Consider the following 26,060-nt stretch of genomic DNA (forward strand, 5'->3'; position numbering starts at 1 on the left):
TCAAGGGGGTACCCCCCCCATTCGTTCGACCGCCGGCAAGCACGGGTGGCAGGGACCATCAAGTGACCTCCTAATCGTCGTAACCCGAGAGCCGCATGAGACGATTGACGAGCGCCCGTTCCCGTTCGTCATCGGGACACTGCGAGCCGAGGCAGGTGCGCAATTCAACGACGAGGCGTGTTGCCTCGGAGACATCGAGCAATGCCCGGCTGTCGTCATCGAACGCACCGACGGGAAAGCCGCGCGCCCACAACATCCGCAGGTGATTCAACTCGTTGCCGATGAGGTCATTGCCAGGATTGTTGGCGACGAGCTTGACCAGGATGCGCAGACGGTCGCGGTCATCCTGACGCACGAGGCTGGGGTCGATGTGGAGGAAGGTGAGGAGCGCACGGCTGATGGGCTGCAGGTTTTTGAGCGTGCTGACGGTGGCCGCCTCGGTTGAATCAAATGCGCTGGTGCACGGGTCCGCTTTCACCCCTGGTTTGGCAAAACGACCCAGTACCGCTGTTGGTGGAATGGCGCTCAAAGGCGTTTCCCCCGCCCTGACTCCGTGGCCTGCGGCAGGTGGCGCGAGAGATGGAACTGCCCGATGAGTGGCACGACAACGTCGGGCAAGACGTCTGCCGGGAGGCGTCCTCCGTCATTGGGGACGTCATAGGGCGCGCCATGGTCGAGGAGCCAGCTCGCCACAGCTGGTTCAAAGGCGAGATGCATCAGGGTCGCGCCTTTCGCGCCATGGACACCGGAGAAATCAGTAAAGCCCTCAAACACGGAGAGAAGGGGGAACCGGGACGACCGCTTGGACACCGGCAAGGACATGATGGCGTCGTCCATCTCGTCAATGAAAATCGGGTTTTCATGGGCGATGGCGTCGCACTCGAGCAAGACTGCAAGGCCAAGGGGTGAGAGCTCACCGAAGGTGCGCGTTTGTCCGCCCACTTGCACCTCAAACTGGAAGCGGCCGACGTCGGGTTCGGCGCCAGACGCGAGCAGTCGCAAGGCCCGGACAATGTCGTGCTCGATGAGGGCAAGGCGCAGCTCGTGGCTCGCCGAGAAGCTGGCATTGAGGGGGTGGCGGATGGCGGGATAGACGATGTCTGCGTTGGCAGCAATGAGCCGTCCGACGTCCCCGTATCGCTGCGCCCCGAGTGCGTCTTGGAGCATCTGCACGAAGTGCTGCTCGCGACGGCGGTGTTTGGTGTCACTGACACCGATGTCTTTCATGGCTGCAACGAGGTACGCCGGGAGCGTCGCCTTCCAGTGGGCCGGGGGGAGGATTTTCGATTCCACGAAGGGATGGGTCACGGCGGTCGAGTGGCGCACGCAGGTAAGGATGGCGGGCTCGTTGCCCTTGGCGTCGCCGAGTCCGAGGACCATTCCGTCGTCAAACGTGCCGGTCCCGGGTGGTTTTGCAAAAGCTGCGAGGAGCGGTGCTTGCATGTCGTCATTCACCGGCACGCCCTGCCCGATGAGATGGCGGGCGACTTTCCGCGTGCCTGCCAGATGCAAAAGAGTCCGGCCGGCGGAGTCGACCTGCCCAATGTTGCCACCGAGGCGCAAGACGAGCGGGACCAGCAGCAGCTGGTCGTGGTCGGAATCGACGAGCACGGCGAGAGAGGTCAGGGTGAGCCGGGTGAGCTTTGTTCCATTGAACGCCGTGTACTGGACACCCTCCATGTTGAAATCAACACCGCGTGCGGCGCAGTCGCACACGCCGGCAATGTCCCGCAGGGTCATCACGTCAGCGCACTGGTCTGACTGCGGGTTGGTGTGGCGCGGGTGGGTGTTGCGGCGAAGGCGTCTGGGAAGGGGCATGAGGGACTCCGGGTATGTTGATTTAAGCTAACGTCAGTCCTGGAATTGGGATACGGGTGGGCGACAAGTTGCCCGGTGGATGTTTGTTGGGTGGTAAGCCGGACGTAAAGCCGCTTAGAATGTTGCTTGTCATTCCTGCAACCGATTCCTTCGAGGGTGATCTGAGGATGACGCCACCCATGGCACGGCGTTGCTGTGGAACCGCAAGCGAACAACCAAAAGGAACGGTGATGGACGACCAGTACATGATCTTTGTCGCGCTGTGCTTTCTTGCCGGCATTGGTGCCGGATTTCTGTTTTTCATTGTGGTACTGGGTCTCGGCGCCTCAAAGCGAATGGCGCAGTTCTTCGCAATTGTCATCTCCATGGCCCTGCTCGCCTTTTTCCTATTTCCAGGCAACATTGCTCCAACCCTCGGTTCGGGCCTCCCGGGAGTCGTGGGGACGATGCGTGCCTTCGCTCCGATGTGCGTGGCATGGCTCACCTCGGGCCTCGGGGCACACCTGTCGCGCAAGCTGCTGCCTTGACGTCATGATGGCCCGCCGCGCGAAAGTCCGGCGAGAACGCGTCGAGAAGCGCTGTCGACGCCAGGAGGGCGACAAGGCTTACCAGCATTGCGCCAACCCATATCCGTTCGAATGTCGTTGACGTTTCACGTCGCCATGCTGCGGTCATGGCTTTGCGTTGCAGGCGCGCGCGCTGGAAATGCGCCCTGCCCAACCGAACAATCTCATTCATTGTCGTTCTCCTGGTAGATGCGGAGGGTGGAATCGAACCACCGGCCTCCAGGTCATGGGCCTGGCGAGCTGCCACTGCTCCACTCCGCATAACAAATTTCACCGGTCTGGCAATGCGACAATCTGCCACCCACTTTTTTTGACCGGATTTCAAACTTTTCAAAAACACCCCGTTCGGGGACCCTTGCGGAGGGAGTGACCTGGCCGGAACAAGTAAGGCTTGTAAGGAAAGGGACCGGTACCTACCGTCGATCTGCCAGCGTGTTGATCCGCTGAAGGTTTTTCCCGGAATTCCGGATCACTCCACCGCAACCAGACAGATGGCTATTTGTTGGTACGCAACGTTCGTTGCCACGGGTTCAAAGGCAACTTTTGAGCACCTGCGGACGACCACCCATGCGTTACGTGTGACGCTTGGCGAATTTCGTCGTGGGACCGGTCGATTCATGCAGACATCGAATGTTTTGCAATGCACGTAAAGCGTGAGATGTGTCTTTAAACAGGACTTTTCTTCGCCACGAAATTATTTTCAGTGAATGAAAAATACCGGCATCTTAGTGTTGGTTTCCGGGACGTTTTTTCGATGATGAAGCCCCTTGACAGGTTCGGATTAGTTGCTTGGATGGAGTAAACCCACAACCCAAGGAACACCCATGCACCCTGTTAATCCCACCCTCTCCGACACCCCAAACCCCCTCCCCTCCGCAACCGGTGTCCAGCACGCCAACGCCACCTCGCAAGGCCTCGCAGTTGCCGCACCCCGCTATACCGTCCAGGGCCCGAATGGCTGGACGTTCGAGGTCAACAGCATCGACGAGCAGCTCCAGGCCGTCATGGCGCTGTCGCAAATGGCATCGATGGGCATCCCGTCCCTCATGCCGAACGCGCCGCCTCCCTTCCCGGCCCCCGGCGGTCACCAGCCGTTTGCATACGCCCAGCCCGTCATGACGCCCGGCATGCATGCAACCCTTGCTGCCGCGCAGACGACGATGGCGGGTCACGGCATCGGCATGGACATCCACCATGGCGCGTACCAGTACGACGATGACGGTGAACTCGAAGGCTTTGCACCCTCGGCCCACCGCACCAAGCACGCCCGCTTCGGACCCGGCCGCTTCCAGAAAGACGAGCGTGTTGCCGATTCCTCCCGCCGTCTGGTGACCGAACTGATGGATGAGTACCTCGCCCAGCTGCCGTCGTCGGGCATGCTCAACGCCAAGGGACAGTACGAGTGCGGGTTTGCCCTGCAGCTCTACCTCAAAGTCACCGGTGACAAACCTTTGATTGGCGTGACCCGTCTGGATGCCCAAAGGTTTGTCCGCATGGCGGAGAAGTGGCCGAAGAACCACACGAAGTACCGGGCCTACAACGGCCTGACCGCAGACCAGGTTATCGAGACGGCAGACTTGCTTGCCGCCAAGCGTCTGTCACCGGTCACGGTCAACAACAAGGTGGCCTATGTCCGCGGCTTTTTCGAGTACATGCGGCTGACCAACGCGCTCCGCTACAACCCCTTCGATTCCGTGGCGCTGCCCGCGCCTGTTGCCCAGTTCGTGAAGCTGCCGTTTTCCACCCAGGACCTCCAAGCCATCTTCGACCCTGCGCATCTGAAGCGCTTCCTCGCCCCACAGGGCTACTGGTTGCCGGTGCTCGCACACTTTACCGGGGGGCGTCTTCGGGAAATTGCCCAGCTCCGCGTCGAAGACGTCGAGACCATCACCGGCATTCCGGTGGTCCACTTTGCCGAGCGCCACGAGCTGCAGCAAATCAAGAACGAATCGAGCAACCGCGTCGTGCCCCTGCACGACGACCTCCTCAAGCTCGGCTTTCTCGAGTATGTGGAGATGATTCGGTCAATGGGCCACGAGTGGCTGTTTCCGGGGATGCCCTGGTTTCACAAAAACGCGGGCTTTTTGATGGGCAAAAGGTTGAACGAAACCTACTACAACAAGGTCTGCAAGCTCGGCGCGGGCAAAACCTTCCACTGCCACCGCCACCATTTCATCGACCAGGCGGCGAAGTCCGGCCTTCCCGATCCTTACATCGCACGGCTGACCGGGCACGCTTTGGACAACCAGTCGATCATGCGGACGAACTACATCCAGGCGTCAACATTGGCCGAACGCCACCAGCACCTGATGAGCATCCCGCTCGCGCCGGTGTCCATTCCGCCCTATGACCACGCGCAGTTCCAGCCCTACTTCGTGCAGCTCGAGCGCAACTCGCGTCTGGTGGCCAACCACAAGGCAGCAAGGCCACTGCGGGTGATGACGAGCCCGCCGAGGAAGGGGTCCGTGGGTCCTGTGGACGACAGCGGCGAGGGTCACGTGGAGGAGTGAGATGCAGAGCTTCGCGGGAGCAAAACAGGGCGGCCTCGGCCGCCCTGTTTTGTTGGGCGCGCAGGCATGTCGGGCTGTCGACGACGTCGGCAATTTGGACGCGGGCGGACTGAGCGGTGGTGACCGCCCTGAGGAGAATCTCCGGGGAGCCGACGGCATTTCCGCTTGGACGAGATGCCGCACCCACCATTGACGAACACTTGCCTGTTGTTATGACTGGTGCCCTCTGCTTCCCTGGCAACACTCATGTGCCGTCTTGTGATCACTGCAACGGTCAGGGTTCAGCCACAAAGTTCCAGCTTTGTATGCAAGCGGTCACGGTCAGGGCGGCCTCGACACTCGCCGTCCGTGCGCGGACCGCGGCTTGATGAATCGTTCCCATGAATGCCGCAAGTCAAAGGCAGTACTTCGAGCGCATGGGCTACACCGTGGCCTCCGGATATAGCCTCTGGGACGAAGACGACCGAGGAGGAAACGAAAAAGTCTTTCTCTCTCATGACTTCGAACAAGAGGGAATCAGCCTAGGTCCCGATGAGTTCGAATCCAGGATGGATCTGTGGCGCTGGTGGAAACGAAACCACCAACTCAGGAAGCAGGCCCTGTGGGCAGCTAACCGCTTCGCAAGAGACGTTCTTGCTGGAAACCCCCACGCCAACGTCTTGGTCGACTGGAACAACGGTCCGAAACATGGCGCTATTCCCGAGCCTGGCCGGGCTTACTTCATCGAAGTGCAAGCGCAGGCTGAGCGTTCATGTCGAAAGCTAGAACCGTCCTGGCTCAAAGAGGCTTTACGGTTTGAGCAATACAATTGGCCGTCATGGTATTCCCTTGACCTCATCGAGGCGAGCCTGTCCACAACTCAAGAGCGACGGTTGCAGTCGCTAATCCCTTCGTCTCTCATGGCAGCCATCCCAACGGCGCGGTTGTGATAAAACTGGCTTGATGCATTGAATGAGGTGCAATCCATCGGGCACCGTTGCGCGCTCCAAAAGCTACGACAAAGCGGCATCAACTCGGTCTGTTTTTTGACCGTCGGCCAGTGTTTCCCAGAACAAGTGCGTCGCAGCGGGAATATCGATATCGACGAACTCGACCGGCAGAACTTCCTGCCACGACCTCATATGGCTCGATGAGCACAGTGGGCACTGTGCATGCCGCCCAATATGAAACGGCCTTCCGTCAGAGTCAGGGTCACAAGCAACCGCGCCGTAGATCCGCCTCAAGGTATCTGCACGTCCCGTAGCTGGCACATCAATCAAACCGGGGTGCCGCTGCAAGAGAACATCTACTTCTTTGTAAGTCGGATCGGCAAGCGCATTCACGTATGCCATCTCAGCACCCGTCTCACTGCGAATAAGAAACTCTCCGTACGCATCGGCTGGGAGTTCGGGTGCGCGAAAAACGTGCCCCGCCGGCTCACAATGGTATTCAAAAATTTGGAGTCTCATGGCTTCGCCGATGTCACGTGCTCGTCGTGGTGACTAGCTCATCGACGTAGAACCCGCGACGCCGATGGCCAACATAAACAGGAACGCCCGAGCAAGTCAGACGTTACATTCTCCAAAGCTATCCGGCCAGGTAGCTTTGTCAAAAAGCATTACCGTCATGTCCCGCTACTTCACCGATGAAGGCAATTCGCTAGACCGCAAGAAAGCAGAAAATACCTCTTCAACCTCTTGAGCAGTAAACCATCCATCGGCCGACAATCGAATTTCCCCGCTCCCGAACACCAGGGCAGTCCCGTTGCGAAAAACCTTAATACCCTCATCTTTGTAGCCACGGAAGTGGCGCCCCGTCGCAGCATCTTTGCGTTCCAACGTGCACGTCACGCTGCCGCCCGCAACTTGCGCGTAGTTGCCTTCTTGATCGGTTATCGCCGTCTGCACAAAGACGCGTAATTTCCTCATACGTCGTCTCATCCAGCACTGGTTGCTGTGAAGACAATCGCGAGATGGATTCCGCGAACGCCGTGAGCGTCTCACCGCCGGACCACCGCGCTAGCGGATCTCATGGTTTGTTCTACCGACTGACCGACAAGGTTTACATAGACGGTCAGATCCCCTCTTTGATAGCTCCCCGGATCACCACTCCCTCCAAGCCGCAGCCAAGGTTCGGCTATGTAGCACTCGCCGTAACGAAGAATACCCAACCTATCAGAGATCGCATCAAAGAGGCCTTTCTGCAGTACCCGACTGCGAACTTCATCTTGCACCAAAAAGTCGTTCAGAAAGAAATCCACGTCTCGATCCACGAACGTCGATTTCCCGCGCTGCACTTCCAAAAAGTACACAGCGGCGTGTTTTTCAGACCAAAAGAAGATATCGCCAAGCGAAGTCGCCGAGAGTGCGACTGCGTCATCGCCTAGAAGCCATCTCCACGAATCAAGGACCGACACCGACCGAGCTTGATCCAGGACCGAGATGACGCCGCCATCAAATACGCCAGCCAAATGCACGTATTCAGTGACCTTCTGCGTGGGCGGCGTAGACGAGGTCTCGTCAATCTTGTATGTGCTTAGAAATGTCATGGACTTTTGACCTCAAAAATGAAACGCACCTTCGTGTCGGCTGGCACGGTTTTCACCGCATCATAGATGATGTCTTGCCGGTAAGCATTCTGCGCGCCAAGAGAGCTATTTACTCTAAGGTCCCCATATCCATTGACAGCATTAACTGTGCCTCCAATAACCAAATCTGGCTCATGCAAAGCAGCGAACCGCGGAGTGGCACCTTGGGATACTTGCGCAAGATATGATTCGACGAATGGATCTTCGGAGACGGGGTTCTCACGTCTGAATTCACCCACGGCTCCGCCAGCACCGGGAGGCCTCCCTTGGGCGTTGAACTTTTCAATATTTGTGCGTATTTCGCCAGCAGTAAGCGCATTTATTCCTCGCTCCTGGCCAGCGAGCTGACGCGCGAATTCGGCTTCGCTTCCTTCCAGAGGGGTGTACTGAACCCTAACCGTGAGCACTGGGCCTGTCTCAGCGGCATTGGGTGGACTGAGGCGCGCGAGCGGCGAACGCACGCCCACCGGCACCCCCGAATTCAACTGATAGGGCGAACCGGCGGGATAAATTGGCGACTGAAGACGATAGGACTGATTCGGCGTGCTGACAGTTACACCGCCGCGACCCACCCCGATGGGCACGTCGCTTGCCGCCCTACCTGCAACGTCCGATCCTCAAGCGCTCGTTTAGCGCCACTGCAGCCCTCGCCACTAGGCCCTGATATTTCGTTTAGATCGCAGCCGAGAACTCCTGGGCGAAAGCATAGCCCGGAGTCACCAATCGAGGTTGCTGTCGCGCGTGAAACATCAAAACGCCCGCGTAGTGCGGGCGTCTTGACGACAAAGCCGATTGCGCTTGCTACTTGGCCAAGTAATCCCAATATTCGGCACCTAAACCACCAACTTCGGATGAAATATTTCGAGCCAGTGCAACCTTGTCGGCGACAATGTTGCGCTCGAGGATGACTGTTCCGACACCTCGTAAATAGATGTCGAAATCGGGAGCCACGCATACGGCTTCCCTACTTCCTCGCTCAGGGTCCATCACCCAAATTGCTCCCGTGTCGATGCTAATCAATATTGCGTAGGGATCCGAATTCGCCACCATCAGCCACTCCGCGGGACGCGGGCCTTCGCCCCACCAGTGAACAGAAATGTTTAGCCTCATCATCTCAGCTAAATAGTCCCCCGTATAGCAAAACGCAACCGGTCCTATTGTGAAGTGTTCAAAGCTAAGCAACTTAATCGCTTCACGAAATGCACGAGGAAAACTGACGCCAAGCACAGATTCAGCGTGCACGACGCGCTCGTCATCCAACCCGCCATCCAAAAGTCGAAAACCCGTCAACATCGGCTCTTGATGGGCAAACTTAACATCGAGAGAATGTTGAAGATCCTTTAGCGAATACAAAGCCACAATTGCTATCTCCTACAAATGCCAAGGACCGCCAGAACCAACATGTGTTTGACCTGGAACCGGGATGGTGTACCGAAGCCGAGCCAATTTCCACGGTGATGAAGTTGTTGGGTGCGTTTATTCCCTGAATCAATGCACGAAGCGAATCCGCCTTGGCCACCCCGTTTTGCGCGGCGTAGCTCGTGGCGCTCAGCACCGCCTGGCCGCCAGCATTGAGGTGCCCGGCGCTGTCTAGCAGGATGTTTCCGCCTTCCGCCCCCCTGAATCAGCCCGCCCACACCGGACGTCAACCCCGCAGTGATGCCGGACGTGAGCGCCTCTCCCAGTGAGAAGCCGTGAGACACCCCAAGCGAATCGCCCGTGAGCTGCCCCCGCCACATTGCCCACAAAGCCACCAATGGCCGCTGCGCCGGCAGTGGCGGCAGTGGCGGCAGAGAGACCACCTGCACCCGTCAGCGCACCGACGCCGCTGGCGAAGGTGCCACCGGACGACACGGCCGCGCTGCCGAAGGCCTCGGCTGCCGCACCTGCCGTGTAAATGGTCACCACCACGATGACGGCAATGATGATGATCATCGTCAGCGTGCTGCAGTGGCCGCCACTCGGCGGCGGTGGCGGTGGTGCAATCGTCGGCAAACCCGGCGTCGTGCTGCCAGCAATCTCCGTGCTGTTGTATGGCTTGTAGGTGGTCGAGTCGTTCTGGTTGGTCTTGACCTCGGGAATGGTCAGGTCCTGCCCCACTGCCAGCTGGCTGTCCCCATCGATGGCGTTGGCTTGCGCGATAACGTACCAAAGGCTCGCGTTGCCATACACCGCCTGCGCGATGCTCTTCAATGTATCGCCGGTTTGCACCACATAGCCGGAGGTCGCGCCGCTCGAGAATGCAGTGACCTGGCTCAGGACATCGAGCGTGCCGCCTTCGTCATAGTGGGCAACTTGCTCACCGTTGACGTAGACGTAATGCTGGTTTTCATGCGCGGCATTGCTGCCCTGGTCGAGGTTTGCACCGCTGGCGGTGCCGTCGCGCCGCTCGATGATTTCACCGTTGGCGTCATAGGCAAAGACGCGGACGGTGTCGGCAATGGCGCCACCGGTGTACTGGATGTGCTGGGCACTGGCGACCCGGTTGCCGTGAGGGTCATAGACATTGCACCGTTCGACCACCGAGATGGACCGATGCGAACCCAAATGCACATGCGAATCCAGACGTTTCGTTGCCGCCTCGGACGGGCTTGCCGTCCGACCTTAGTGAAAACGCTAGGTGAGCGGCGAGCTCAGGCGCGCAATCTATTGCGCCTTTTCGGGCATCAGCTAATTGACCGGTGGCGTTCGCAAGCTCGCCAGCGAGCGGCAAATCGGCATCCGCGATGGGCATCTGCGTTCCGGTAGAAACCGCGTCGCCGACGCTCGTTCCTAGCGGCGCCTCGGAGGCGGGTGGCCGCAGTAGTGCTGTCAAACCTTCGACTAATTTCGGGCTCGTCGTTTCGACCAGCTTGACGAGCGAAATCGCGTCGTCAGCGCCGACGGTCAAATCGACGGCGTGCGAAGCTGCCTCCCCAAACGGCGTGATCGCAAACAGCGTCGCCGGCGGCTTGGCTGCGTCCTGGAGCGCGACAGCGCGAAGTCGGTTGCGAATTTAATCGGCATTCCCTTCGCCACGGGCGAATGCGCTCAACTGGGCGTATTGGGCCGCCTGGAACCCGCCGCCGATCTTAGCCTTGGTGTAGACGAAGTTGCGAACTTTAATCCGGCGCCCTTGATGGCGTAGTAGGCCGGAAAGGCAACCTTGTACGAATCGTTGTTGAAGAAATCGTTCGTCGCACGCTCGAGAAAGCGCCTATCAAGCGGCCAGAAGCACGCGCTCATTGCCAGATGTTATCGCGACAACTAGCTCTTTCCCGAACTGCCGCATTGCTTCTTCCCACTCGGGCACCGGAGCAAGCAAGGGGGACGCGGTGCTTTGCAGCCGCTCACAACAATCGACCGCCTTCTCCTTTTGCCCAATCCAAGCGTAGAGAATAGCCAACATCATGAGATCGTTAGTAGTCTCGCGGGCCTCTGCTTCGCACAGAGCTAAGACTTCAGTCGGGTCGAGCGGTTTTCGAATGCTTGGCATGAACTGTAACTCCATAGCGCTCACCACGTTGACCATTTGGCTAGCGTGCGAGGCGTACTTGATCTCTCGATTGCGAATATCGAGGTGTTGAGCCAGCATCCGAGGCATCGATATGGGAAGAGCCTTAACCACGTGACTCGGTCGATACGCAGCGTAGTTCATCTTCTGGAACCAAATCATCTGTTGGATCGGGCCAGACTGTCTGACGAGAGCAATCTCTTGGAACAAGGTCCATCCTGGGAGCGCACTCGCGTACTGAGCGACAACCTCCCGCAGCTGCTTATCAGTCATTGGCTTGTGAGCAGCTATCATGGATTCACCTCGTAAACAGGGACCTCGGGACTGCGTGTCCCCAAGCGAATTTGCTGAACTCTAGTCTGCGAGAGCTTAGCGTTTCCGAACTTGTAATCCCATACCTGCTGCGGCGACGCAAGAGGCCCCTCAACCAAGTCGAGGCGAATGGAGCCAGACACCGGATCTCCTGGCGACCAGGGAACCCCGTTGACATAGCGGGCCTCCGTAGTCAGTTCGCGATCTCCAACTAGCCGCTGGTATCGGTTAAGCATGTTTTCCGCGTATCCATGCTTTAGCGTCCCAGCCACCGGACCATTTCCCAGCCCCTGCCTGGAACCCCAGGCATCCGCGCGCTTGGCGATGCTTGATACGAGAGCCTGATTTGTTGGATACGCGCCCCCAAACTCGCTGCGCGCGCCGACCCTATTCGCGTCTGAGACGCTACCACGATTCGCCGCGCTCAATACTGAGTTGTCAATTCGCGAAGTTGTTGCTGCAGCGTCCTGAGTCAGCTGGCTAGCGGCCGACGCTCCCTCCAGCGTGTCCGCAACCGCGCCGCTTCGCCGAGCTCGCCAAACGCGAGCGGGCCGACTGCGCTGAATATTGCGCCTGTTAGACGCCCCGCGAACTTCGCCTTGTCCCCGTTCGCTAGGTCTTTCTGGTACTCCTTCGTGACCCCATTGACGATGGCTTTCATGGTTGCGAGAGACTGCTGGGGATTGGTCGCCCAGCGGGTAATGTTAATAACCGAGTCAACGGCGTCAGCCGTGCTGTAGGCGGTTACCAAGTGATCAACATTTCGCTGGGGATCGAGCGCCCATGCCACCGGATTGGCGAGGTCGGATGCCGCTACCGCGAGGCCGGCCGTCCCCGTCACCGCGTGCGCTGCGGTTAGCCCGACGCCTTCGACGAATCCAATCTGGTCAGACAGCGACTTGCCCACTGACGCGACATAAGCGTTCCCGTGTTCCCTGGACCAGTCACGAACGTCGTTCCGGAAGCTGTCAACGGACGACTCTGCCCCGGAGATTGCGCGGTCCGCGGCTGCCAGTTCGTCATCAACAGCCTGGCGACTTGCGCGGTAGGTCTGAGCAATGCGGTCGACCACCCCGCCGACAGACCCGTCATCTCGCGGAACCGATGCAAACACCTGGACCGCGTCCAACGTGGGTATTGTGGAGAGGTCAAGGTTATCCACCCTCGGCAGATCGGTTGTGTCGATGGGCGGCAGGTCGTCGAACGTTCCCGGGTAATCCTTTTCCATGTCGTAGGGCGCCCGCAATACGGTAAACGACACGGGAAGCTCGCCATTGGACTGGGTCCGCCAGCGGAGAGTCGGCCCCTGGTCGCTTGAGCGCAGCGGATTGGCTTGCGACGAAGGGTCCTTGACCCCAGGCACGTCTTCGGCCGCTGCAAGATCGGGATTGCCAACACCGGAATAAGCCGAGGTGTCAGCGGAGGCAATCCAGTCAGCTCGTGCCCCATAGGCCACAGATGCCATACCGTCATCAGCCGAGAGAATGGACGGGTCCCGAAGCACGGCGCCTGCGAGGCCCTGCCGGTTGTAAGCTTCGAGCACATCGGTCGGGTCAGCAACGTCCGTGAAGGGACTAATGCTGCTGTAGGCACTCAGCCCACCGGACTCCTGCCGCCAATCGTCCAGCGGCGAGCCCGAGGACTTCGTCAGCGCAGGCGTCGCCTCGCGCTCCATCGCTGCCTGCACTGCTGCAGACCCGATGGCGGTTCCAATTGCCGTGCTTGCCACATCGCCCCAACCGCTGACGCGGTCGTCACCCAGGGCCAGGCTCGTTTCGCGCTGAATCGTGCCCGAGAGCAGGCTGCCCGCAACGTCACGTCCGACGTCACCTGTCGAGAGACCCAGGCCTTGTGCATTGGTGCCGTTGAGGCCGGTGCTTGCGGTAATGCCGCTGGCGGCCGCGCTCGCCACGAGCCCTGCCCAACTGAACTGGCTGCGCTGCCCGGTGACGTTGGCAATGCCGCTTTGTGCGGCGTAGCTCATTGCGCTCAGCACCGCCGCGGGCGTTCTGGTAGTTCGCTAGGCGTTATCGCCTTTACGTTCCTCGTACTCTTCGAACCGACTTGGAAACACGATTTCCTCAAAATCCTGCAGTAAGTGCGCCCCTTTCTTCCTCTCACCCTGCTGGTAGGCCAGAAGCGCATCTTGGAGAAGCTGCTGCAGTTTCTCCAACCGAGCAGGATCTTTGATCTTCTTCTCGACCAAAGGAAACCCTTCTTGGAGGATATCGAACGCGATCAGAAGATTTTTTTTCTGATCGCTGCCGAATGCCCCAACCGCTGGGAATCGATCAGGGGCCGATAGGAGAGTGAATCCAATTCGATCACTCAAGTCTGAAAGTTTATTGATTCTCTGTGCCATAAATAATCCTTGCCCTCAGACTTCAACGCGGCACCAAAACGCTGTAAGAGCCACCAATCTCGCTCGGCCTCACGATAGTAGTAGTGCTCCCGCCCGAATATTGGTAGAAGCCTCTCACCTGTGGCGAAGACCAAGTTTTAAAGCCTAAGGTTGCATCGTAGATCTGGTTTGCACCAGGAATATTCACATCCGGAATCCGGTACGACCCGCTATCAGCCGGATCACGCAAATAGCGGTTCACTTGAATCAGCTGCCCTGCACCTTCATCAATGCCCTCTCCTGTCAGCCATTCCTGCATCGCAGTTCGGGCATATTGATCCGTTCGAGTGCCAAGCGCGGTCCGCTCCGAAACGCCTGAGGGAACGCGCAATATTGGCCGTGGATCCCTATCCGTACATCTTCCTAAACCTGATGCTGTCCATGCTGGCCGCCTTCCAGGCACCCGTGATCATGATGAGCCAGAACCGGCAGTCGTCGAAGGATCGCGAGATGGCCTCCTACGACTACGAGGTGAACCTGAAGGCGGAAGTCGAGATCCTCGCCTTGCACGAGAAACTCGACTCACTGCGCAATGAGCAAGTGATGCAACTCCTTGCGCAGCAGCAGGCCCAGATCGACCTGCTCACCCGCCTGGTCAAGGAAGGCGACCGCTAGGCGGTCCTCAGGCGTCCATCTCGTCGCAGGCCTGCTCCATCGCGCCGGGGTGTGTCTGGTCGCAGGGCCGATTCGGGATGACGGGTTCGGTCTTCGGCGCCAGGTGAGTGACGATGTCCGCCCCTGCACTAAGCGTCTTGCCGACGGGACAACGGTCGGCCATCGCGAGCAGGCGCGCCGCCTGGGCGTCGTCGAATGAACCCTCGATATAGAGAGCGCGGTCGAAGGTATCGCGCCCGGTGATGGCGTCGCGACGATGCGTGACCGCGACCTGCACGTCGGTCAACGACAGGCCCTTGCGGCGCGCATACAGGCCCAGCGTCATCGCCGTGCACGCACCGAGGGCTGCACTGAGGAGATCGTACGGTGTCGGTCCGGTTGCGAGGCCACCCATGGCCACCGGTTCATCGACGAAAAACGACGGGCCCTGTGCGCTCACGCGCACCTGGAACTCACCTTGTCCGGTGGGCTGGACGATCACCGGTTGCGATGTCATCGATGCGTCTCCTTAGCGGGCCGAGCCGATCGCTTCGAGCCACAGCGCCACGGCGTAGGCGCCGGGGTCTGCGTGGCCCAGGGCGCGATCGCCGAGGTAGGACGAACGGCCCAGGCGCGGCCGCATCTGTTTGGTTGCTTCCACGCCGGCATGGGCCGCCTCGATCGCTGCCGCGAGAATGGCTGGCACTGCGTCGCCGCGCGCAACGGCAGCATCCGCTGCGTCGGCGGCGGGAATCAGCGCGTCGAGCATAGTGCGGTCGCCCGCCTTGCCTCCACCCAGTGTCTGCACGCCTTCGATGCCCGCGCGGAACGCATGCGCCCAGGCACGGGCGGAATCGACCTCGTCGTGTTCGGCGAGATGACTTGCCGCACGCACGATAAACGACGCGTACAGCGGGCCCGAGGTACCGCCGAGTTCACGACGCAGGATCGAAGCGATTGCCTGCAACGCGACGGCCGGATGCTTCCTGTCGAGGTCCGGTAGCGCGGCTTCTACACCGCGTGCGCCACGCGCGAGGCTCAGGCCAATGTCGCCATCGCCGACCACGGAATCGAGGTCGGTCAACGCATGCTCCGCCTTCTGCAAGGCGGCGGTGACCGCGCGGAGCGCAGCTTCGAAACGATCCGCATGCGCTGCCGATGCCCATGCCGGCCCCGCGGCCAGGGCTTCCCGGGTTACCGTGCGCGCCTCGACGCTCGCACCGACCTTGACCGGGTGAGTCGGAACGCTCCAGGCGGCTGCCGATGCGGGTGCAAGCAGACGTTCGCGGCGCCCTTCGTCAAGACGCATCAGCGAGAGTGAACAGCCCGGCATCTCGAGTGCCGTGAGGAAGGTACCGACCTGCACCAGGGCAACTTCGATCTTCGCGGCGTCGAGGCGTTGCAATGCGTGGCGCGCGACGATGTCGAGTTCCTGCACGGCGGTGCCACCCAGGTTGTTGACCAGTAGCGCAACCCGTTCGTTCGCGCGAAGCTTGCTGCGCTCCAGCAGGCGATCGAGCAAGGTATCGAGCATGACATCCGCCTTCGCGATCGGGCCACGCTTCGCGCCACGCTCGCCGTGGATGCCGAGGCCGTACTCGACTTCCGTGTCTGACAGTTCGAAACCGGGTGTTCCGGCCGCGGGAACGATGCAGGCGCCCAGGCCAAGGCCCATGCTGAAAACGGCGTCGATGGCTCCCTGTGCCTCCTGCCTGACTTCGGCCAGCGAACGACCGGCTTCCGCTGCGGCACCGGCGACCTTGTGCACCAGAACCGTGCCGGCGATACCGCGTTGCCCGACGACGCCGTCTTCGGTATCAAGCGCAACGTCGTCGGCGACCACGACCAGATCCACCGTGATGCCCGTGGCGCGAGCGAGTTCCGCCGCCAGGCCGAAGTTGAGCCGGTCGCCGGTGTAATTCTTGACGATGAGCAGGACACCCGCCGGGCCGGCGACAGCGAGAATGGCGGCGAGCACGGCGTCCACGCTGGGCGAGGTGAACACTTCGCCGACCACGGCCGCGGTGAGCATGCCCTGCCCGACGTAACCGGCGTGTGCCGGCTCGTGCCCGGCGCCTCCGCCGGAAATGAGGGCGACCTTGCCCGAGGCGGCGTACGTCGCGTGATCGCGACGCAACACGACGTTATGTCCTGCAATACGGGCGAGGCGGTCGTCGGCAAGGACGAGGCCTTCGATCATTTCGCTCACGACCTGGAGCGGATCGTTGATCAGCTTCTTCACGTTTCGTACCTCGGGGCAGGTTGACGGAAGCGCCCGACCTTGGCCAGGCAAGTGCCGGAAGTCTGGCATAGATTCGCGCCCGCGGGCGTTGACTGGGTCCGTGGATGAAAGCAATCATCCATTGGTTCCACGGGGGCAATACAGTCATTCCATCCGGCGTACTTTCTCGCACGAACGGGCTGGAATAAAACATCAAGGACCAACACCGTCTCATAAGGGGATTCATGAAGAGCATCGGCTATCGCACGTTCCTGCTGGGCGTCGTCACGTCCGCCGTCGTCATCCTGTTCGCCACGGCGGGCGCACCCGCCCAGGCCCAGGGCACCACGGCAAGCATGTTTGGCCAGGGTCCAGCCGGCGGCATCGTCACTGCCAAAAGCGATACGGGCGCCCAGCGCCATGCAACGATCAGCGACAGCGGTCGCTACAAGATCTCGTCGATTCCCACGGGGACCTATTCCGTTACCCTCGAGAAGGACGGCAAGGTGCTCGATACACGCAACAGGATCCCCCTGACCGTCGGCCGGGGCGCTGAAGTCGATTTCGCCTGCGAGAACGACAAGTGCGCCGCCGGCAGTTAAGGCTTCCGGCCTCCTGACGTAACGCTGCAACATTCGGCCCCTAGGCTCCCGGGCTTCACCCTGGAGCCGACGTGTCTGCCGAGACGCCGCAAAGCTGGGCGCGGCTGCTGGCCGACAAGGGGCCCTCCCTCGCCTCCTACTTCCTTCGTCGCGTCTCGCATCGCTGGGACGCGCAGGACCTCGTGCAGGAGGTTTACCTCCGCCTGCTGCGGTCGGGTGATGCCAGCGCGGGCGCGGTGCGCAATCCCGAGGCCTACCTGTTCACCGTTGCCGCCAACCTGGTGAAGGAACACGCGCAGATGCAGCAGCGTGCACCGATCAGCAGCGAAGGCCTGGAAGAGGTGATCGAACGCCTGGCCACACCGTGCCACGCGGGTGCCGACGTCGATCGTGCGCTGCGCAGGCAGCGTCTGGCCACGCTGATCGGCCGCCTCTCGCCTAAGTGTCGGGCCGTGCTGGTCATGCACTACCGCGACGACCTCTCGTACAAGGAAATCGGCGAGCAGCTCGCGATCTCGCCGAACATGGTCAAGAAGTACATCGTCAAGGGACTGGCCGCGTGCCGGCAGGGAATGGCACGCTATGAATGACCGGCGCCTCACCGAGGAAGCGGCGACCTGGTATCTCGATATGCAGGATGTCCCGGATGCGCGCGCGCAGGCCCGATTCATGGCCTGGCTACGGCGCTCGCCACAGCATGTGGCGGAGTACATGGCGATGGCGCAGATGCACGGCGACCTGCGTGCGGCGACGGCGGCCGAAGGGATGTCGGTTGGGGAGTTGCGGGAGTTGGCGGCGGCGGAAAGTGCGGTTGTGGCGTTTCGTGGGGTGGCTGGGTTTCGCAGGGTGGATGGTGGTGCCGGGGTTGGTGATCGCGAGCACCCATCGCCGATGAATCGGCTCCCACAACAGCATGAGCAGCGCACCGCCCAGCTCAGTAGCCGCCTCAGCGCCGAGGCCCCCTGTGGGAGCCGCTTCAGCGCCGATGCCCCTTGTGGGAGCCGCTTCAGCGGCGATGCCCCCTGTGGGAGCCGCTTCAGCGGCGATGCCCCCTGTGGGAGCCGCTTCAGCGGCGATGCTCTCCGGCGCCACAGCGCCCAGGGTCTGCGCTGGACCGCGGCGGCGGCAGCGATCCTCCTGCTATGCGCAAGCGTCACGGCAACCTGGCCATCACCCGACCCACCCGGCATCCGCTACGCCGCAGGCCTGGACGTGCGCGAAGTCACGCTCGACGATGACACCGTGGTCCAGCTCTCACCGCAGAGCGCCATGAAGGTGAGCTTCGATACCCGCGCACGCCACATCGAACTACTGCAAGGAAGCGCATCGTTCGACATAGGCAAGGACGCCGCGCGACCGATGAAGGTCACCGTCGGCCGCCAACAGATCGACGACGTCGGCACGGTGTTCGACGTGCAACGAAGCGATGCCGGTGCGCAGGTGACCGTGGTCAGCGGCGAGGTATCCGTGTGGAACCTGCCCTCCCCATGGCTGTCACGGATACATGCGCGACTGACGGGTACCGCCGCGTCCCGGGAGCGAATCGTGGGCCTGCGCGGTGGCGAGACGGCCCGCGTCGACGGTGTTGGCCGCCTTGTCGCACACAGCCATGCGGACCTGGCCGCGGCAACGCAATGGCTGCCGGAAGACATCCGCTTCCACGACGCCACGGTCGCCGAGGTCGCCCGACGCTTCAATGCGTACGCGACCACACCACTGGTCGTCGACGATCCGGACCTCGCCGCCAAGCGCATCAGTGGCGTGTTCCACGCGCGCGATCCCGAGGCCTTCATCGCATACATCGGCGGCCTGCCGCGCGTGCATATCGATCGCACGGCTGGCCGTGTCCGATTCACCACCGCACGTGGCGCGACACGGCTGTAAGAAAAAATTCATCGAATGAGAGGTACCCGACCGCCGGCGGCGGGACTCTTAGATGGGGTCGGACAGCGATGACTGTCCTCAACGACCTCCCATCCAAGGTATGTGACGCCATGCGAAACTCGCTCGCCCTCTGCATCGCCCTTGCTATCGCCGGCGCGACCCTTGTCCCTACGGTGGCACTGGCCGCATCCACGCAGCCCATCGAAGCCATGCCGCTGGCACGCGCGCTCGACCGCTTTGCCCATGAGAACGGCTGGCAGGTGGTTTACGGTGCCGAGGTGCCCGACGGCGTGCGTAGCCATGCCGCGCCCGGCGGCATGACGGCCGGCGAGCAGTTATCCGCCCTGCTCGCCGGCACCGGCATGACGTATCGCCTGGTCACCCCCACCACGGTGAGTATCGTGCCGGGAAACGCCGGAGCCGGCCCGGCGCCGGCAGCCGCGGCGCTCCCGCCTATCGACACCCGTGACGAAGCGCAGAAGCTGGCACCGATCAGCGTGCACGCGAACGCGGTCGATACGCTGGCGCCCAGCGCCCCGCCGCTCGATGCCACGCAGCCGACGTCGGTGATCGACGAGCGCTTCATCCGCGACGGCCTGCGCTTCAACGCCAATTTCGACGACATCATCAAGTACGCGCCCAGCGTCACGGTCACCTCGCCCGAGGGCCCGGGCCTGGGCAAGAACGAAGGCATAAGCATCCGCGGTTTCCAGGATGGCCAGTTCAACATCACCTTCGATGGCATCCCGTTCGGCGACGCCAGCGACCTGCACCATACGACGTCGGCGTATTTCAATAACCACGTGCTCGGCCAGGCGGAAATCGACCGTGGTCCGGGCGGCGGCAGCACCGTCGGTAACGCGACGTTCGGCGGCACGGTGGCCCTGCGTTCGCGCGAACCGTCGGACGAGCCGGGCATCACGCCCTATCTGACACTGGGAAGCTGGAACACGCGTGCCGGCGGTGTCTCCGTCGACGAGGCCGTGGGCAACACTCGTATTTTCGCGGACATCTCGAAGGAGTCGAGCGATACCTACCTTCAAGGCACCGACGACAAGCGCGATCATGTCTTCATCAAGACGATCAGCCAGCTCGGCGATGTCACCAGCCTGACCTTCGTGACCAGCTACAACCGCGAGCACCAGAACACCGTGCAGGGCGCGACGAAGGACGAGATCGATCGTTACGGGTGGCGCTTTGGCCTGGGTAACGATCCCACCGTGCAGAACTTCCAGGGCGCCAACAATGCCGCGTATTACTCGAGCTTCACCTACCTGGGGCTGACCAGCCAGATCGCCGGCTGGGACGTCGATGACAAGCTGTACCTGAACACCTTCGACCATTGGGCGCGCAAGACCACGGATGCCTCGGACATCGATCCGGCCGACAACGGCGTGACCTTCTACAACGACAAGGGCAAAAAGGTCTCGACGTCGAAGACCGATCTGCCCGGCAAGCTTGCCGACTCCGGCTTTCATGCCTTCGGCAACGTACTCCGGCTCGGTCGCGACCTGGGCGACGGCACCCTGCTTACCGGCGTGTGGCTCGAGCGCAGCCTGGACGCCCGCTATCAGTACCCGGTGGACCTGACCACGGGCACAAAAACCGGCACGAAGTACGGCCCCGTCGATAACTACATGCTCGACGACCGCACGGATACGGTGCAGCCCTACCTGCAATACGACTGGAAGGTGACCGATGCCATCACGGTCAGCCCGGGCGTGCGCTATTCCGAAGTCACGCGCAGCCTGGATGCACCGTTGAACAAGGTATCGCCGCCCGTGCCGCTCACCGCCGAGGCGACTTACCATGCTGCCCTGCCCTCGATCAGCGTGCATGATCGCCTGAGCGACACGTGGAGCGCGTATGCCCAGGCCGCGGAAGGCTTCCTCGCCCCGCCGATCGACGTGATCCAGGTGAACGGCTCGCACAGCCTGCAGCCGGAGAAAACGCGGAACTACCAGCTCGGCACCGCGTATGCATCGAGCAAGCTCACCTTCGGCACTGACGTCTATTACATCGACTTCTCGAACTTCATCACCGAGACCGAGGTGGCGACGGACAACGGCAACGAGGACACGTTCGTCAATGGCGGCGGTGCGATCTACAAGGGTGCCGAAGCCGAGGCGACGTTCGCGCTGACCCGCGCGCTGAGCCTCTACGGCAACGCCAGCTATAACAAGGCCACCTACAAGAACAGCAGTGTGCAGGTCGCGGGGACACCCAAGGTCACCGCGGCCCTCGGCCTTCTGTACAGCAACACGAACGGCTATTTCGGCTCGTTGATGGGCAAGTTCCTCGGGCACCAGTACGGTCTCGACAACACCACCGACGACGATGGCAACGTCCATTTCCTCAACGACCAGCGTATCGCCGGCTATTTCAGCGTCGATGCCGCGGCGGGTTACCGTACCGACAAGGGTCCGGCCGGCACCAAGGGCTACTCGATCAGCGTCGACGTCAACAACCTGTTCAACGTGCACAAGCTCACCGGTTATGCCGGTACGCAGGCCGTGAGTGGCGGTCCGCTCTATTTTGGCTTGCCGGGCCGCGGCATCTTCCTCGACCTCTCGGTGAAGCTATGAGAATCGTGCTGGGCCTCCTGCTCTCGGCGATCGCTTCGACGGCCGCCGTCGCATCGAACCCGCCGACGGAAACGACGCAGCTCGATGTCGTACTGATGCGCCACGGCGTGCGTTCACCGACCAAGGCTGCGGACACCTATGCGGCCTATGCGCTGGGTGAATGGCCCGCCTGGCCGGTCGCTCCCGGCATCCTCACGCCCCACGGTCACGACGGCATGACGGCCATCGGCGGACGTCTTCGCCGATTGCTGCGGGACGACGGTGTGCTGGCACGGGATTGCCCCGTGGCCACGTCGTTCGTGGTGATCGGCGACAGCACACCTCGTAACCGCGAGAGTGCGGGCGCCCTTGTCGACGGCATGACGCCCGGTTGCAAAGGCTCGTTTCTTGCGGTCGACAACGGCGGGAACAATGCCCTTTTTCACTTCATGAAGGAGGCAGGCAAGGCCACCGAGGACGACGACGAGGGTTCCACGCCTACTACCCCGGTGCCGCCCGCGCTCGCCGAACTGCAGACGGTGTTGCTCGGTTGCACACCGGCGACGTGCGCGGAGACCGCAGCGCAGAAAAACAAGAAGTTGCTGCTCGACAGCCCGGACCACGCCGCGAAGGCCATGAAGCTCGCCGGAACCTTGAGCGAGAACCTGATGCTTGCCTACGCCGAAGGGATGCCCATGGCCGCGGTCGGCTTCGGGCGGGCGAACGTCGCCGTGCTCGGCCGTCTGATCACCCTGCACAACCAGCAGTTCGCGGCGACGAAGAAAGCCATGCCCGCCGCCGCGAACGCCGGTTCCAACCTCGTCGCGCATATCGTGGCCAGCCTGGATGCGGCGCGCGGCGGAAAAACGGACGTGGCTCCGCTTTCGAGCTCGGGCCATGGCGTCGTCATGCTGGTCGGACACGATACGAACCTCGCGAACGTCGCCGGCGTCCTTGGCCTGGACTGGCATGATCCGGCAAATCCCGACGATTATCCGCCCGGAGGCGCCCTCGTCTTCAGCCTGGTGCATCGTGGTGGCACGGACATCGTCCGTATCCGCAGCCTCATGCCGTCGATGGATGCGCTTCGTACCAATCGCTTCGACGACGTGCCCGCCAGACCGGTGCGTGTGCTCGGGTGCCACAAAGCCGGCGAGTGCACCGTTGCCGAGTTCGACGTCCTTGCGCGCAAGGCCATCGACACGGCGCGCGTCGACGCTTCACTGCCGGCGATGAACCCGACTCAGGGCGAAAACAGGAAGTAGACGAAGCACACGAAGAGCGTCAGGTGCACCGCGCCCTGCAGCAGGTGCGTCCTGGCGCTCGAGAACGTGAGCAGGGAAAGCATCAGCGTAAGCACGAACAGGATGAGGTCGGTATGTTCAAGCCCCAGGATGACCGGGTGATGGGTCATCTGGCCGATCAGCAGGATGGCGGGAATGGTCAGGCCGATGGTGGAAAGCACCGAGCCGAGGAAGATGTTGACTGCGCGCTGCAGGTCGTTGCGGCTGGCGGCGCGAATCGCGCCGAGTCCTTCGGGCAGCGCGACGAGGATCGCCATCGCCAGTCCGCCGAGGGCGGCCGGGGCATGCAACGTCTCGACGACGTAGTCGACCGGGATGGCGAGCTGATCGACCAGGAAGACCACTGGAATCATGTAAGCGATAAGCAACACACCCGACGCCACGGGCCCGTTCGTCGCTCGCTCGCCCGCGCCGTCGTGGCGTGCGGTGGAGGCGTCCGACATGAAATAGCCTTTCAGGCGCTTCGTCTGCAAGCCAAGAAAGGTCGCATAGAGCGTAAGAATGACCACCACGAGGAACATCTGGTGCGCGAACGGCAGAGGGGATCCTTCGGCCACGTTGGTGAAGCGTGGCAACACCAGGCCGAGTACGCCCAGCGGAATGATCAACCCGAGATACGCATTCGCGCCCTGCAGGTTGTAAGCCTGCTCGCGATGCTTCCAGCCGCCCCATAGCAACGACACGCCGACCATGCCGTTGAGCACGATCATGGTGACCGAGAACAAGGTATCGCGGGCCAGCGTGGGGTTGTTCGCGCCATGCAGCATGACCGCCGAGATACTCATGATCTCGATGGAGGTCACCGCGATGGTGAGAACCAGGGTACCGATCGGCTCCCCCAGGTGATGGGCAAGACGCTCCGCATGCCGCAACACGGACAGGGCGGAGCCGAGGATGACCACGAACAGCCAGACGAACATCAGGATGAGCCAGGCCCGCGACTCGAGTCCGGCCAGGAGTCGGTCGTGCATCCCGAGGAACACGGCGCATGTCGCCACCGTGACGACCAGGAACCACTCCTCTCGTGCCATCGCTACCGGTCGCTTCATGCGGCCTAACGTGCCCGAGGCGGTGCCGCTTGGCAAGCCAGCCCAGTAGAACTACCTAGCCCCGGACGGTGGTCCTACGCTCGCCGCGGGCTGGCCGCGTGGACGACGATGCGAGCTCCCAGAGGAGCCGACCCATGCGTAAGCTGACTTTCTTCATGATCCCCGCGCTCGGCCTTGCACTGACCCTGCCGCTTGCCGTCACTGCCCGGACACAGGCACCCGCCCCCGCGTCCACGGCGCCCGGCGGCTCGTTCGAGCTGGCCCACGAACAGGAAGTACGGACGGCCACCGTGGTCGATATCGACAAGCAAAGCCGCTTTGTCACCCTGCGAGAGGGCAAGGGCAGCACGCATGAATTCACTATCGAGGTCGGTCCGGAAGTGCGCAACTTCGACCAGCTCAAGGTCGGTGATCTGGTCATCGCGACCTACCGGGCGGCCGCTGCGCTCGAACTGCTTCCCGCAGGAAGCGCATCGACCGGCGTCGTGACAGCCAGCGACGCGGCACGCGCGCCCAAGGGCACCCTGCCCGGCGCGGCCGCCGACCGGGCGATCTCGATCACCAGCAAACTCACTGCCATCGACCTGAAAAAGCACACCGTCACGCTGCAGGGCCCCGATGGCAAGCAGCGCGTGGTGGAGGTGAAGGACCCGGAGCGGCAGGCCCGCATGACGAAACTGCGCGTGGGCGACCTGGTTCGCATCACCTACGTGGAAGCGATGGCGATCGACGTGACGCCCAAACCGCACTGAGGCCGGCTTCGATCCTCAGGGTGATGTCACCGGGCCGCCGGTGTCACCGATCAGCGACACCGCATCGAGCAGGCGTTGCTCGCGTACATCGAGCGCGTTCTGCTGGGTGCTGTACAGCGTGGTCTGTGCCGTGATGGCCGTGGTGTAGTCGACCGTGCCGGCCTTGTACTCGTTGAACGCGATGTCCGAACCGCGCGTGGCGTCCGTCACGGCGGCATCGAGTACCTCGGCCTGCTGCGCGAGAATCCGTATGCCGGCCAGATCGTCCTCGACGTTCTGCAGCGCCGTCAGCACCGTACCGCGATAGTTCGCCACCGCCGATTCGTAGGACGCGCGCGCCGCGGCGACCTGCCCGTGGCGAGCGCCCGCATCGAAGATCGTCTCGCTGACATCGGCACCGAGCGACCAGACATGGTTGGCTACATGTAGCAAGCCGGTCAGTGGCGACTGCGAGAAGCCATCGGCACCCGAAAGCGTGATGTCCGGATAGTACGCGGCAACCGCAACACCGATGGCGGCATTCTGTGCAGCCATCTCGCGTTCGGCAACGGCGATATCCGGCCGGCGTTGCAGGAGCGTCGCCGGCATGCCAGACGGTACCGACGGGAGATCCGGCAGGGCGGCGCTGTGCGGGATGTCCAGTTCCTCCGGCGTCTTGCCGACCAGTACGGCGATCGCGTGCGCGTATCTTGCACGCGAGACGCCCAGGGCGATCAGACTCGACTGCGCGTTCTCAAGCTGCGTGCGCGCCGCAATCACATCCGACGGCGGCGTGATCCCCGCCTTGCCCTGGTTGTCCACCACACGCAGGAACTCCTTATAGGCATCCACCGTGCGGCTCAGCAGGTCGATGTTCGCATCGGTGACGCGCAGATCGATCACCGCGGTAGCCAGTGCCACCTGCTCGGTCAGCTTCGCATTCGCGAGCGTTGCCGCGCTGGCCTCGGCCGTGGCCTTGTTCTCTTCTACGGTACGACGCGTCTTGCCCCAGAAGTCGGGCGCCCAGCTGATATTGCCTTCCAGCGATCCTGCCGTGCGGATGCCCGGGTTCACGCTGACGGTGTTGCCCGTGCCGTTACTCGCGCTGCGCTGCTTCGTCGCGGAACCCGTCACCCCGATGGTCGGGAACAAGGCGCTACGCGCGATCTGCACTTCGGCCAGGGCCTCCTGGTAGTTCGCATAGCTCTGGGCAACGGTCTGGTTGGATACCGACACCATCGGTTCCAGCTGGTCCAGGAGGGGGTCGTGGAACACCGCCCACCAGTCGCCCTTCGGCGCGGCATCGTCAGGCTGCGCGGGCGACCACCCCGGGGTTTCCTTGTAAGCCACGGGCATCGTGACCTCCGGTTTCTTGTAGTCGGGACCGACCATGCAACCGTGCAGCAACCACGCGATCGACGCGACGAGGAGGGTTCGGGACATCT

The 26,060-nt window shown here is 61.9% G+C and carries 26 protein-coding genes and 1 tRNA gene; 10 read left to right on the top strand and 17 right to left on the bottom strand.

Features of this window, described 5'->3' with window-relative positions:
• Positions 1-70: 70 nt before the first annotated feature.
• Together ACVWWJ_RS13480 and ACVWWJ_RS13485 are read right to left on the bottom strand one after the other, a co-directional pair.
• A complete protein-coding gene (locus ACVWWJ_RS13480; RefSeq protein ID WP_456968271.1) occupies positions 71-529 on the bottom strand; it encodes a hypothetical protein in 459 nt (152 codons plus the stop codon).
• Positions 526-1,818, bottom strand: a complete 1,293-nt coding sequence (locus tag ACVWWJ_RS13485) for a hypothetical protein (protein ID WP_456968272.1) — start codon at positions 1,816-1,818, stop codon at positions 526-528. Before ACVWWJ_RS13485 ends, ACVWWJ_RS13480 begins: the two co-directional genes overlap by 4 nt.
• 230 nt (positions 1,819-2,048) lie before the next feature.
• On the opposite strand from ACVWWJ_RS13485, the gene ACVWWJ_RS13490 reads away from it, so the two are divergent.
• Entirely contained in the window at positions 2,049-2,345 is a 297-nt protein-coding gene (locus tag ACVWWJ_RS13490; RefSeq protein WP_456968273.1) for a hypothetical protein, read from the top strand.
• Between the two features lie 228 nt (positions 2,346-2,573).
• On the opposite strand, the gene ACVWWJ_RS13495 is transcribed toward ACVWWJ_RS13490, so the two are convergent.
• Positions 2,574-2,645 (bottom strand) — tRNA-Met (locus ACVWWJ_RS13495).
• Positions 2,646-3,208: 563 nt separating this feature from the next.
• Between ACVWWJ_RS13495 and ACVWWJ_RS13500 the strand changes: the two genes are divergently transcribed.
• Both ACVWWJ_RS13500 and ACVWWJ_RS13505 read left to right on the top strand, forming a co-directional pair.
• Positions 3,209-4,894, top strand: a complete 1,686-nt coding sequence (locus ACVWWJ_RS13500; protein WP_456968274.1) for a site-specific integrase — start codon at positions 3,209-3,211, stop codon at positions 4,892-4,894.
• Between the two features lie 380 nt (positions 4,895-5,274).
• Positions 5,275-5,823: a hypothetical protein gene (locus ACVWWJ_RS13505; RefSeq protein WP_456968275.1), complete on the top strand. Its 549-nt coding sequence runs from the start codon at positions 5,275-5,277 to the stop codon at positions 5,821-5,823.
• A 63-nt stretch (positions 5,824-5,886) separates the two neighbouring features.
• Here the strand turns inward: ACVWWJ_RS13505 and ACVWWJ_RS13510 are convergent, their stop codons facing one another.
• The 10 genes from ACVWWJ_RS13510 to ACVWWJ_RS13555 form a co-directional block, all read right to left on the bottom strand.
• Positions 5,887-6,342, bottom strand: a complete 456-nt coding sequence (locus ACVWWJ_RS13510; RefSeq protein WP_456968276.1) for a hypothetical protein — start codon at positions 6,340-6,342, stop codon at positions 5,887-5,889.
• A gap of 165 nt (positions 6,343-6,507) precedes the next feature.
• Entirely contained in the window at positions 6,508-6,801 is a 294-nt protein-coding gene (locus tag ACVWWJ_RS13515) for a hypothetical protein (RefSeq protein ID WP_456968277.1), read from the bottom strand.
• A 71-nt stretch (positions 6,802-6,872) separates the two neighbouring features.
• A complete protein-coding gene (locus tag ACVWWJ_RS13520) occupies positions 6,873-7,421 on the bottom strand; it encodes a T6SS immunity protein Tdi1 domain-containing protein (RefSeq protein WP_456968278.1) in 549 nt (182 codons plus the stop codon).
• The gene (locus tag ACVWWJ_RS13525; protein ID WP_456968279.1) at positions 7,418-8,044 is read right to left on the bottom strand and encodes a polymorphic toxin type 15 domain-containing protein; all 627 of its coding nucleotides are present in this window, start codon (positions 8,042-8,044) and stop codon (positions 7,418-7,420) included. The genes ACVWWJ_RS13520 and ACVWWJ_RS13525 overlap by 4 nt, the downstream gene beginning before the upstream one ends.
• A 217-nt stretch (positions 8,045-8,261) precedes the next feature.
• Positions 8,262-8,819, bottom strand: a complete 558-nt coding sequence (locus tag ACVWWJ_RS13530) for a hypothetical protein (RefSeq protein WP_456968280.1) — start codon at positions 8,817-8,819, stop codon at positions 8,262-8,264.
• Positions 8,820-9,050: 231 nt separating this feature from the next.
• The gene (locus ACVWWJ_RS13535; protein ID WP_456968281.1) at positions 9,051-10,013 is read right to left on the bottom strand and encodes a LysM peptidoglycan-binding domain-containing protein; all 963 of its coding nucleotides are present in this window, start codon (positions 10,011-10,013) and stop codon (positions 9,051-9,053) included.
• Positions 10,014-10,659: 646 nt separating this feature from the next.
• Complete coding sequence (locus ACVWWJ_RS13540; RefSeq protein ID WP_456968282.1) at positions 10,660-11,163, bottom strand: hypothetical protein; 504 nt, start codon at positions 11,161-11,163, stop codon at positions 10,660-10,662.
• A gap of 574 nt (positions 11,164-11,737) precedes the next feature.
• Entirely contained in the window at positions 11,738-13,249 is a 1,512-nt protein-coding gene (locus ACVWWJ_RS13545) for a hypothetical protein (protein ID WP_456968283.1), read from the bottom strand.
• Positions 13,250-13,285: 36 nt separating this feature from the next.
• Positions 13,286-13,627, bottom strand: coding sequence for a hypothetical protein (locus tag ACVWWJ_RS13550; RefSeq protein ID WP_456968284.1), 342 nt, complete (start codon positions 13,625-13,627; stop codon positions 13,286-13,288).
• A 22-nt stretch (positions 13,628-13,649) separates the two neighbouring features.
• Complete coding sequence (locus ACVWWJ_RS13555; protein ID WP_456968285.1) at positions 13,650-13,925, bottom strand: hypothetical protein; 276 nt, start codon at positions 13,923-13,925, stop codon at positions 13,650-13,652.
• 80 nt (positions 13,926-14,005) lie between these two features.
• Between ACVWWJ_RS13555 and ACVWWJ_RS13560 the strand changes: the two genes are divergently transcribed.
• Complete coding sequence (locus ACVWWJ_RS13560; protein ID WP_456969712.1) at positions 14,006-14,281, top strand: DUF1003 domain-containing protein; 276 nt, start codon at positions 14,006-14,008, stop codon at positions 14,279-14,281.
• Between the two features lie 7 nt (positions 14,282-14,288).
• Here the strand turns inward: ACVWWJ_RS13560 and ACVWWJ_RS13565 are convergent, their stop codons facing one another.
• Entirely contained in the window at positions 14,289-14,777 is a 489-nt protein-coding gene (locus ACVWWJ_RS13565; RefSeq protein WP_456968286.1) for an OsmC family protein, read from the bottom strand.
• 12 nt (positions 14,778-14,789) lie between these two features.
• Complete coding sequence (dhaL, locus tag ACVWWJ_RS13570) at positions 14,790-16,502, bottom strand: dihydroxyacetone kinase subunit DhaL (protein WP_456968287.1); 1,713 nt, start codon at positions 16,500-16,502, stop codon at positions 14,790-14,792.
• A gap of 224 nt (positions 16,503-16,726) precedes the next feature.
• Here dhaL and ACVWWJ_RS13575 point away from each other — a divergent pair, with 224 nt between their 5' ends.
• The 5 genes from ACVWWJ_RS13575 to ACVWWJ_RS13595 all read left to right on the top strand — a co-directional run bounded on the left by ACVWWJ_RS13575 (position 16,727) and on the right by ACVWWJ_RS13595 (position 22,796).
• Positions 16,727-17,083 carry a carboxypeptidase-like regulatory domain-containing protein gene (locus ACVWWJ_RS13575; protein WP_456968288.1) on the top strand — a complete coding sequence of 119 codons (357 nt, stop codon included), beginning with the start codon at positions 16,727-16,729 and terminating at the stop codon, positions 17,081-17,083.
• A 71-nt stretch (positions 17,084-17,154) separates the two neighbouring features.
• Complete coding sequence (locus ACVWWJ_RS13580; protein WP_159896826.1) at positions 17,155-17,673, top strand: sigma-70 family RNA polymerase sigma factor; 519 nt, start codon at positions 17,155-17,157, stop codon at positions 17,671-17,673.
• Positions 17,666-18,967 (top strand): FecR family protein, encoded by a 1,302-nt coding sequence (locus ACVWWJ_RS13585; protein ID WP_456968289.1) that lies wholly within the window; start codon positions 17,666-17,668, stop codon positions 18,965-18,967. Before ACVWWJ_RS13580 ends, ACVWWJ_RS13585 begins: the two co-directional genes overlap by 8 nt.
• 110 nt (positions 18,968-19,077) lie before the next feature.
• Positions 19,078-21,552, top strand: coding sequence for a TonB-dependent receptor (locus ACVWWJ_RS13590; RefSeq protein ID WP_456968290.1), 2,475 nt, complete (start codon positions 19,078-19,080; stop codon positions 21,550-21,552).
• The gene (locus ACVWWJ_RS13595) at positions 21,549-22,796 is read left to right on the top strand and encodes a histidine-type phosphatase (protein WP_456968291.1); all 1,248 of its coding nucleotides are present in this window, start codon (positions 21,549-21,551) and stop codon (positions 22,794-22,796) included. The genes ACVWWJ_RS13590 and ACVWWJ_RS13595 overlap by 4 nt, the downstream gene beginning before the upstream one ends.
• Here the strand turns inward: ACVWWJ_RS13595 and ACVWWJ_RS13600 are convergent.
• The gene (locus tag ACVWWJ_RS13600; protein WP_456968292.1) at positions 22,775-23,884 is read right to left on the bottom strand and encodes a calcium:proton antiporter; all 1,110 of its coding nucleotides are present in this window, start codon (positions 23,882-23,884) and stop codon (positions 22,775-22,777) included. The genes ACVWWJ_RS13595 and ACVWWJ_RS13600 overlap by 22 nt on opposite strands.
• Before the next feature lie 134 nt (positions 23,885-24,018).
• On the opposite strand from ACVWWJ_RS13600, the gene ACVWWJ_RS13605 reads away from it, so the two are divergent.
• Positions 24,019-24,636 carry a hypothetical protein gene (locus ACVWWJ_RS13605; RefSeq protein WP_456968293.1) on the top strand — a complete coding sequence of 206 codons (618 nt, stop codon included), beginning with the start codon at positions 24,019-24,021 and terminating at the stop codon, positions 24,634-24,636.
• Positions 24,637-24,651: 15 nt separating this feature from the next.
• On the opposite strand, the gene ACVWWJ_RS13610 is transcribed toward ACVWWJ_RS13605, so the two are convergent.
• A complete protein-coding gene (locus ACVWWJ_RS13610; protein WP_456968294.1) occupies positions 24,652-26,058 on the bottom strand; it encodes an efflux transporter outer membrane subunit in 1,407 nt (468 codons plus the stop codon).
• Positions 26,059-26,060: the final 2 nt, after the last annotated feature.

Source organism: Luteibacter sp. HA06 (assembly GCF_054061215.1).

What these genes read in the sequence shown, in the direction of transcription:
- ACVWWJ_RS13485 (WP_456968272.1), bottom strand. Translation starts at nt 1,818, where the DNA reads ATGCCCCTTCCCAGACGCCTTCGCCGCAACACCCACCCGCGCCACACC.
- ACVWWJ_RS13490 (WP_456968273.1), top strand. Translation starts at nt 2,049, where the DNA reads ATGGACGACCAGTACATGATCTTTGTCGCGCTGTGCTTTCTTGCCGGC.
- ACVWWJ_RS13500 (WP_456968274.1), top strand. Translation starts at nt 3,209, where the DNA reads ATGCACCCTGTTAATCCCACCCTCTCCGACACCCCAAACCCCCTCCCC.
- ACVWWJ_RS13505 (WP_456968275.1), top strand. Translation starts at nt 5,275, where the DNA reads ATGAATGCCGCAAGTCAAAGGCAGTACTTCGAGCGCATGGGCTACACC.
- ACVWWJ_RS13510 (WP_456968276.1), bottom strand. Translation starts at nt 6,342, where the DNA reads ATGAGACTCCAAATTTTTGAATACCATTGTGAGCCGGCGGGGCACGTT.
- ACVWWJ_RS13515 (WP_456968277.1), bottom strand. Translation starts at nt 6,801, where the DNA reads ATGAGGAAATTACGCGTCTTTGTGCAGACGGCGATAACCGATCAAGAA.
- ACVWWJ_RS13520 (WP_456968278.1), bottom strand. Translation starts at nt 7,421, where the DNA reads ATGACATTTCTAAGCACATACAAGATTGACGAGACCTCGTCTACGCCG.
- ACVWWJ_RS13545 (WP_456968283.1), bottom strand. Translation starts at nt 13,249, where the DNA reads ATGAGCTACGCCGCACAAAGCGGCATTGCCAACGTCACCGGGCAGCGC.
- ACVWWJ_RS13550 (WP_456968284.1), bottom strand. Translation starts at nt 13,627, where the DNA reads ATGGCACAGAGAATCAATAAACTTTCAGACTTGAGTGATCGAATTGGA.
- ACVWWJ_RS13555 (WP_456968285.1), bottom strand. Translation starts at nt 13,925, where the DNA reads ATGCAGGAATGGCTGACAGGAGAGGGCATTGATGAAGGTGCAGGGCAG.
- ACVWWJ_RS13565 (WP_456968286.1), bottom strand. Translation starts at nt 14,777, where the DNA reads ATGACATCGCAACCGGTGATCGTCCAGCCCACCGGACAAGGTGAGTTC.
- ACVWWJ_RS13575 (WP_456968288.1), top strand. Translation starts at nt 16,727, where the DNA reads ATGAAGAGCATCGGCTATCGCACGTTCCTGCTGGGCGTCGTCACGTCC.
- ACVWWJ_RS13585 (WP_456968289.1), top strand. Translation starts at nt 17,666, where the DNA reads ATGAATGACCGGCGCCTCACCGAGGAAGCGGCGACCTGGTATCTCGAT.
- ACVWWJ_RS13590 (WP_456968290.1), top strand. Translation starts at nt 19,078, where the DNA reads ATGCGAAACTCGCTCGCCCTCTGCATCGCCCTTGCTATCGCCGGCGCG.
- ACVWWJ_RS13595 (WP_456968291.1), top strand. Translation starts at nt 21,549, where the DNA reads ATGAGAATCGTGCTGGGCCTCCTGCTCTCGGCGATCGCTTCGACGGCC.
- ACVWWJ_RS13600 (WP_456968292.1), bottom strand. Translation starts at nt 23,884, where the DNA reads ATGAAGCGACCGGTAGCGATGGCACGAGAGGAGTGGTTCCTGGTCGTC.
- ACVWWJ_RS13605 (WP_456968293.1), top strand. Translation starts at nt 24,019, where the DNA reads ATGCGTAAGCTGACTTTCTTCATGATCCCCGCGCTCGGCCTTGCACTG.
- ACVWWJ_RS13610 (WP_456968294.1), bottom strand. Translation starts at nt 26,058, where the DNA reads ATGTCCCGAACCCTCCTCGTCGCGTCGATCGCGTGGTTGCTGCACGGT.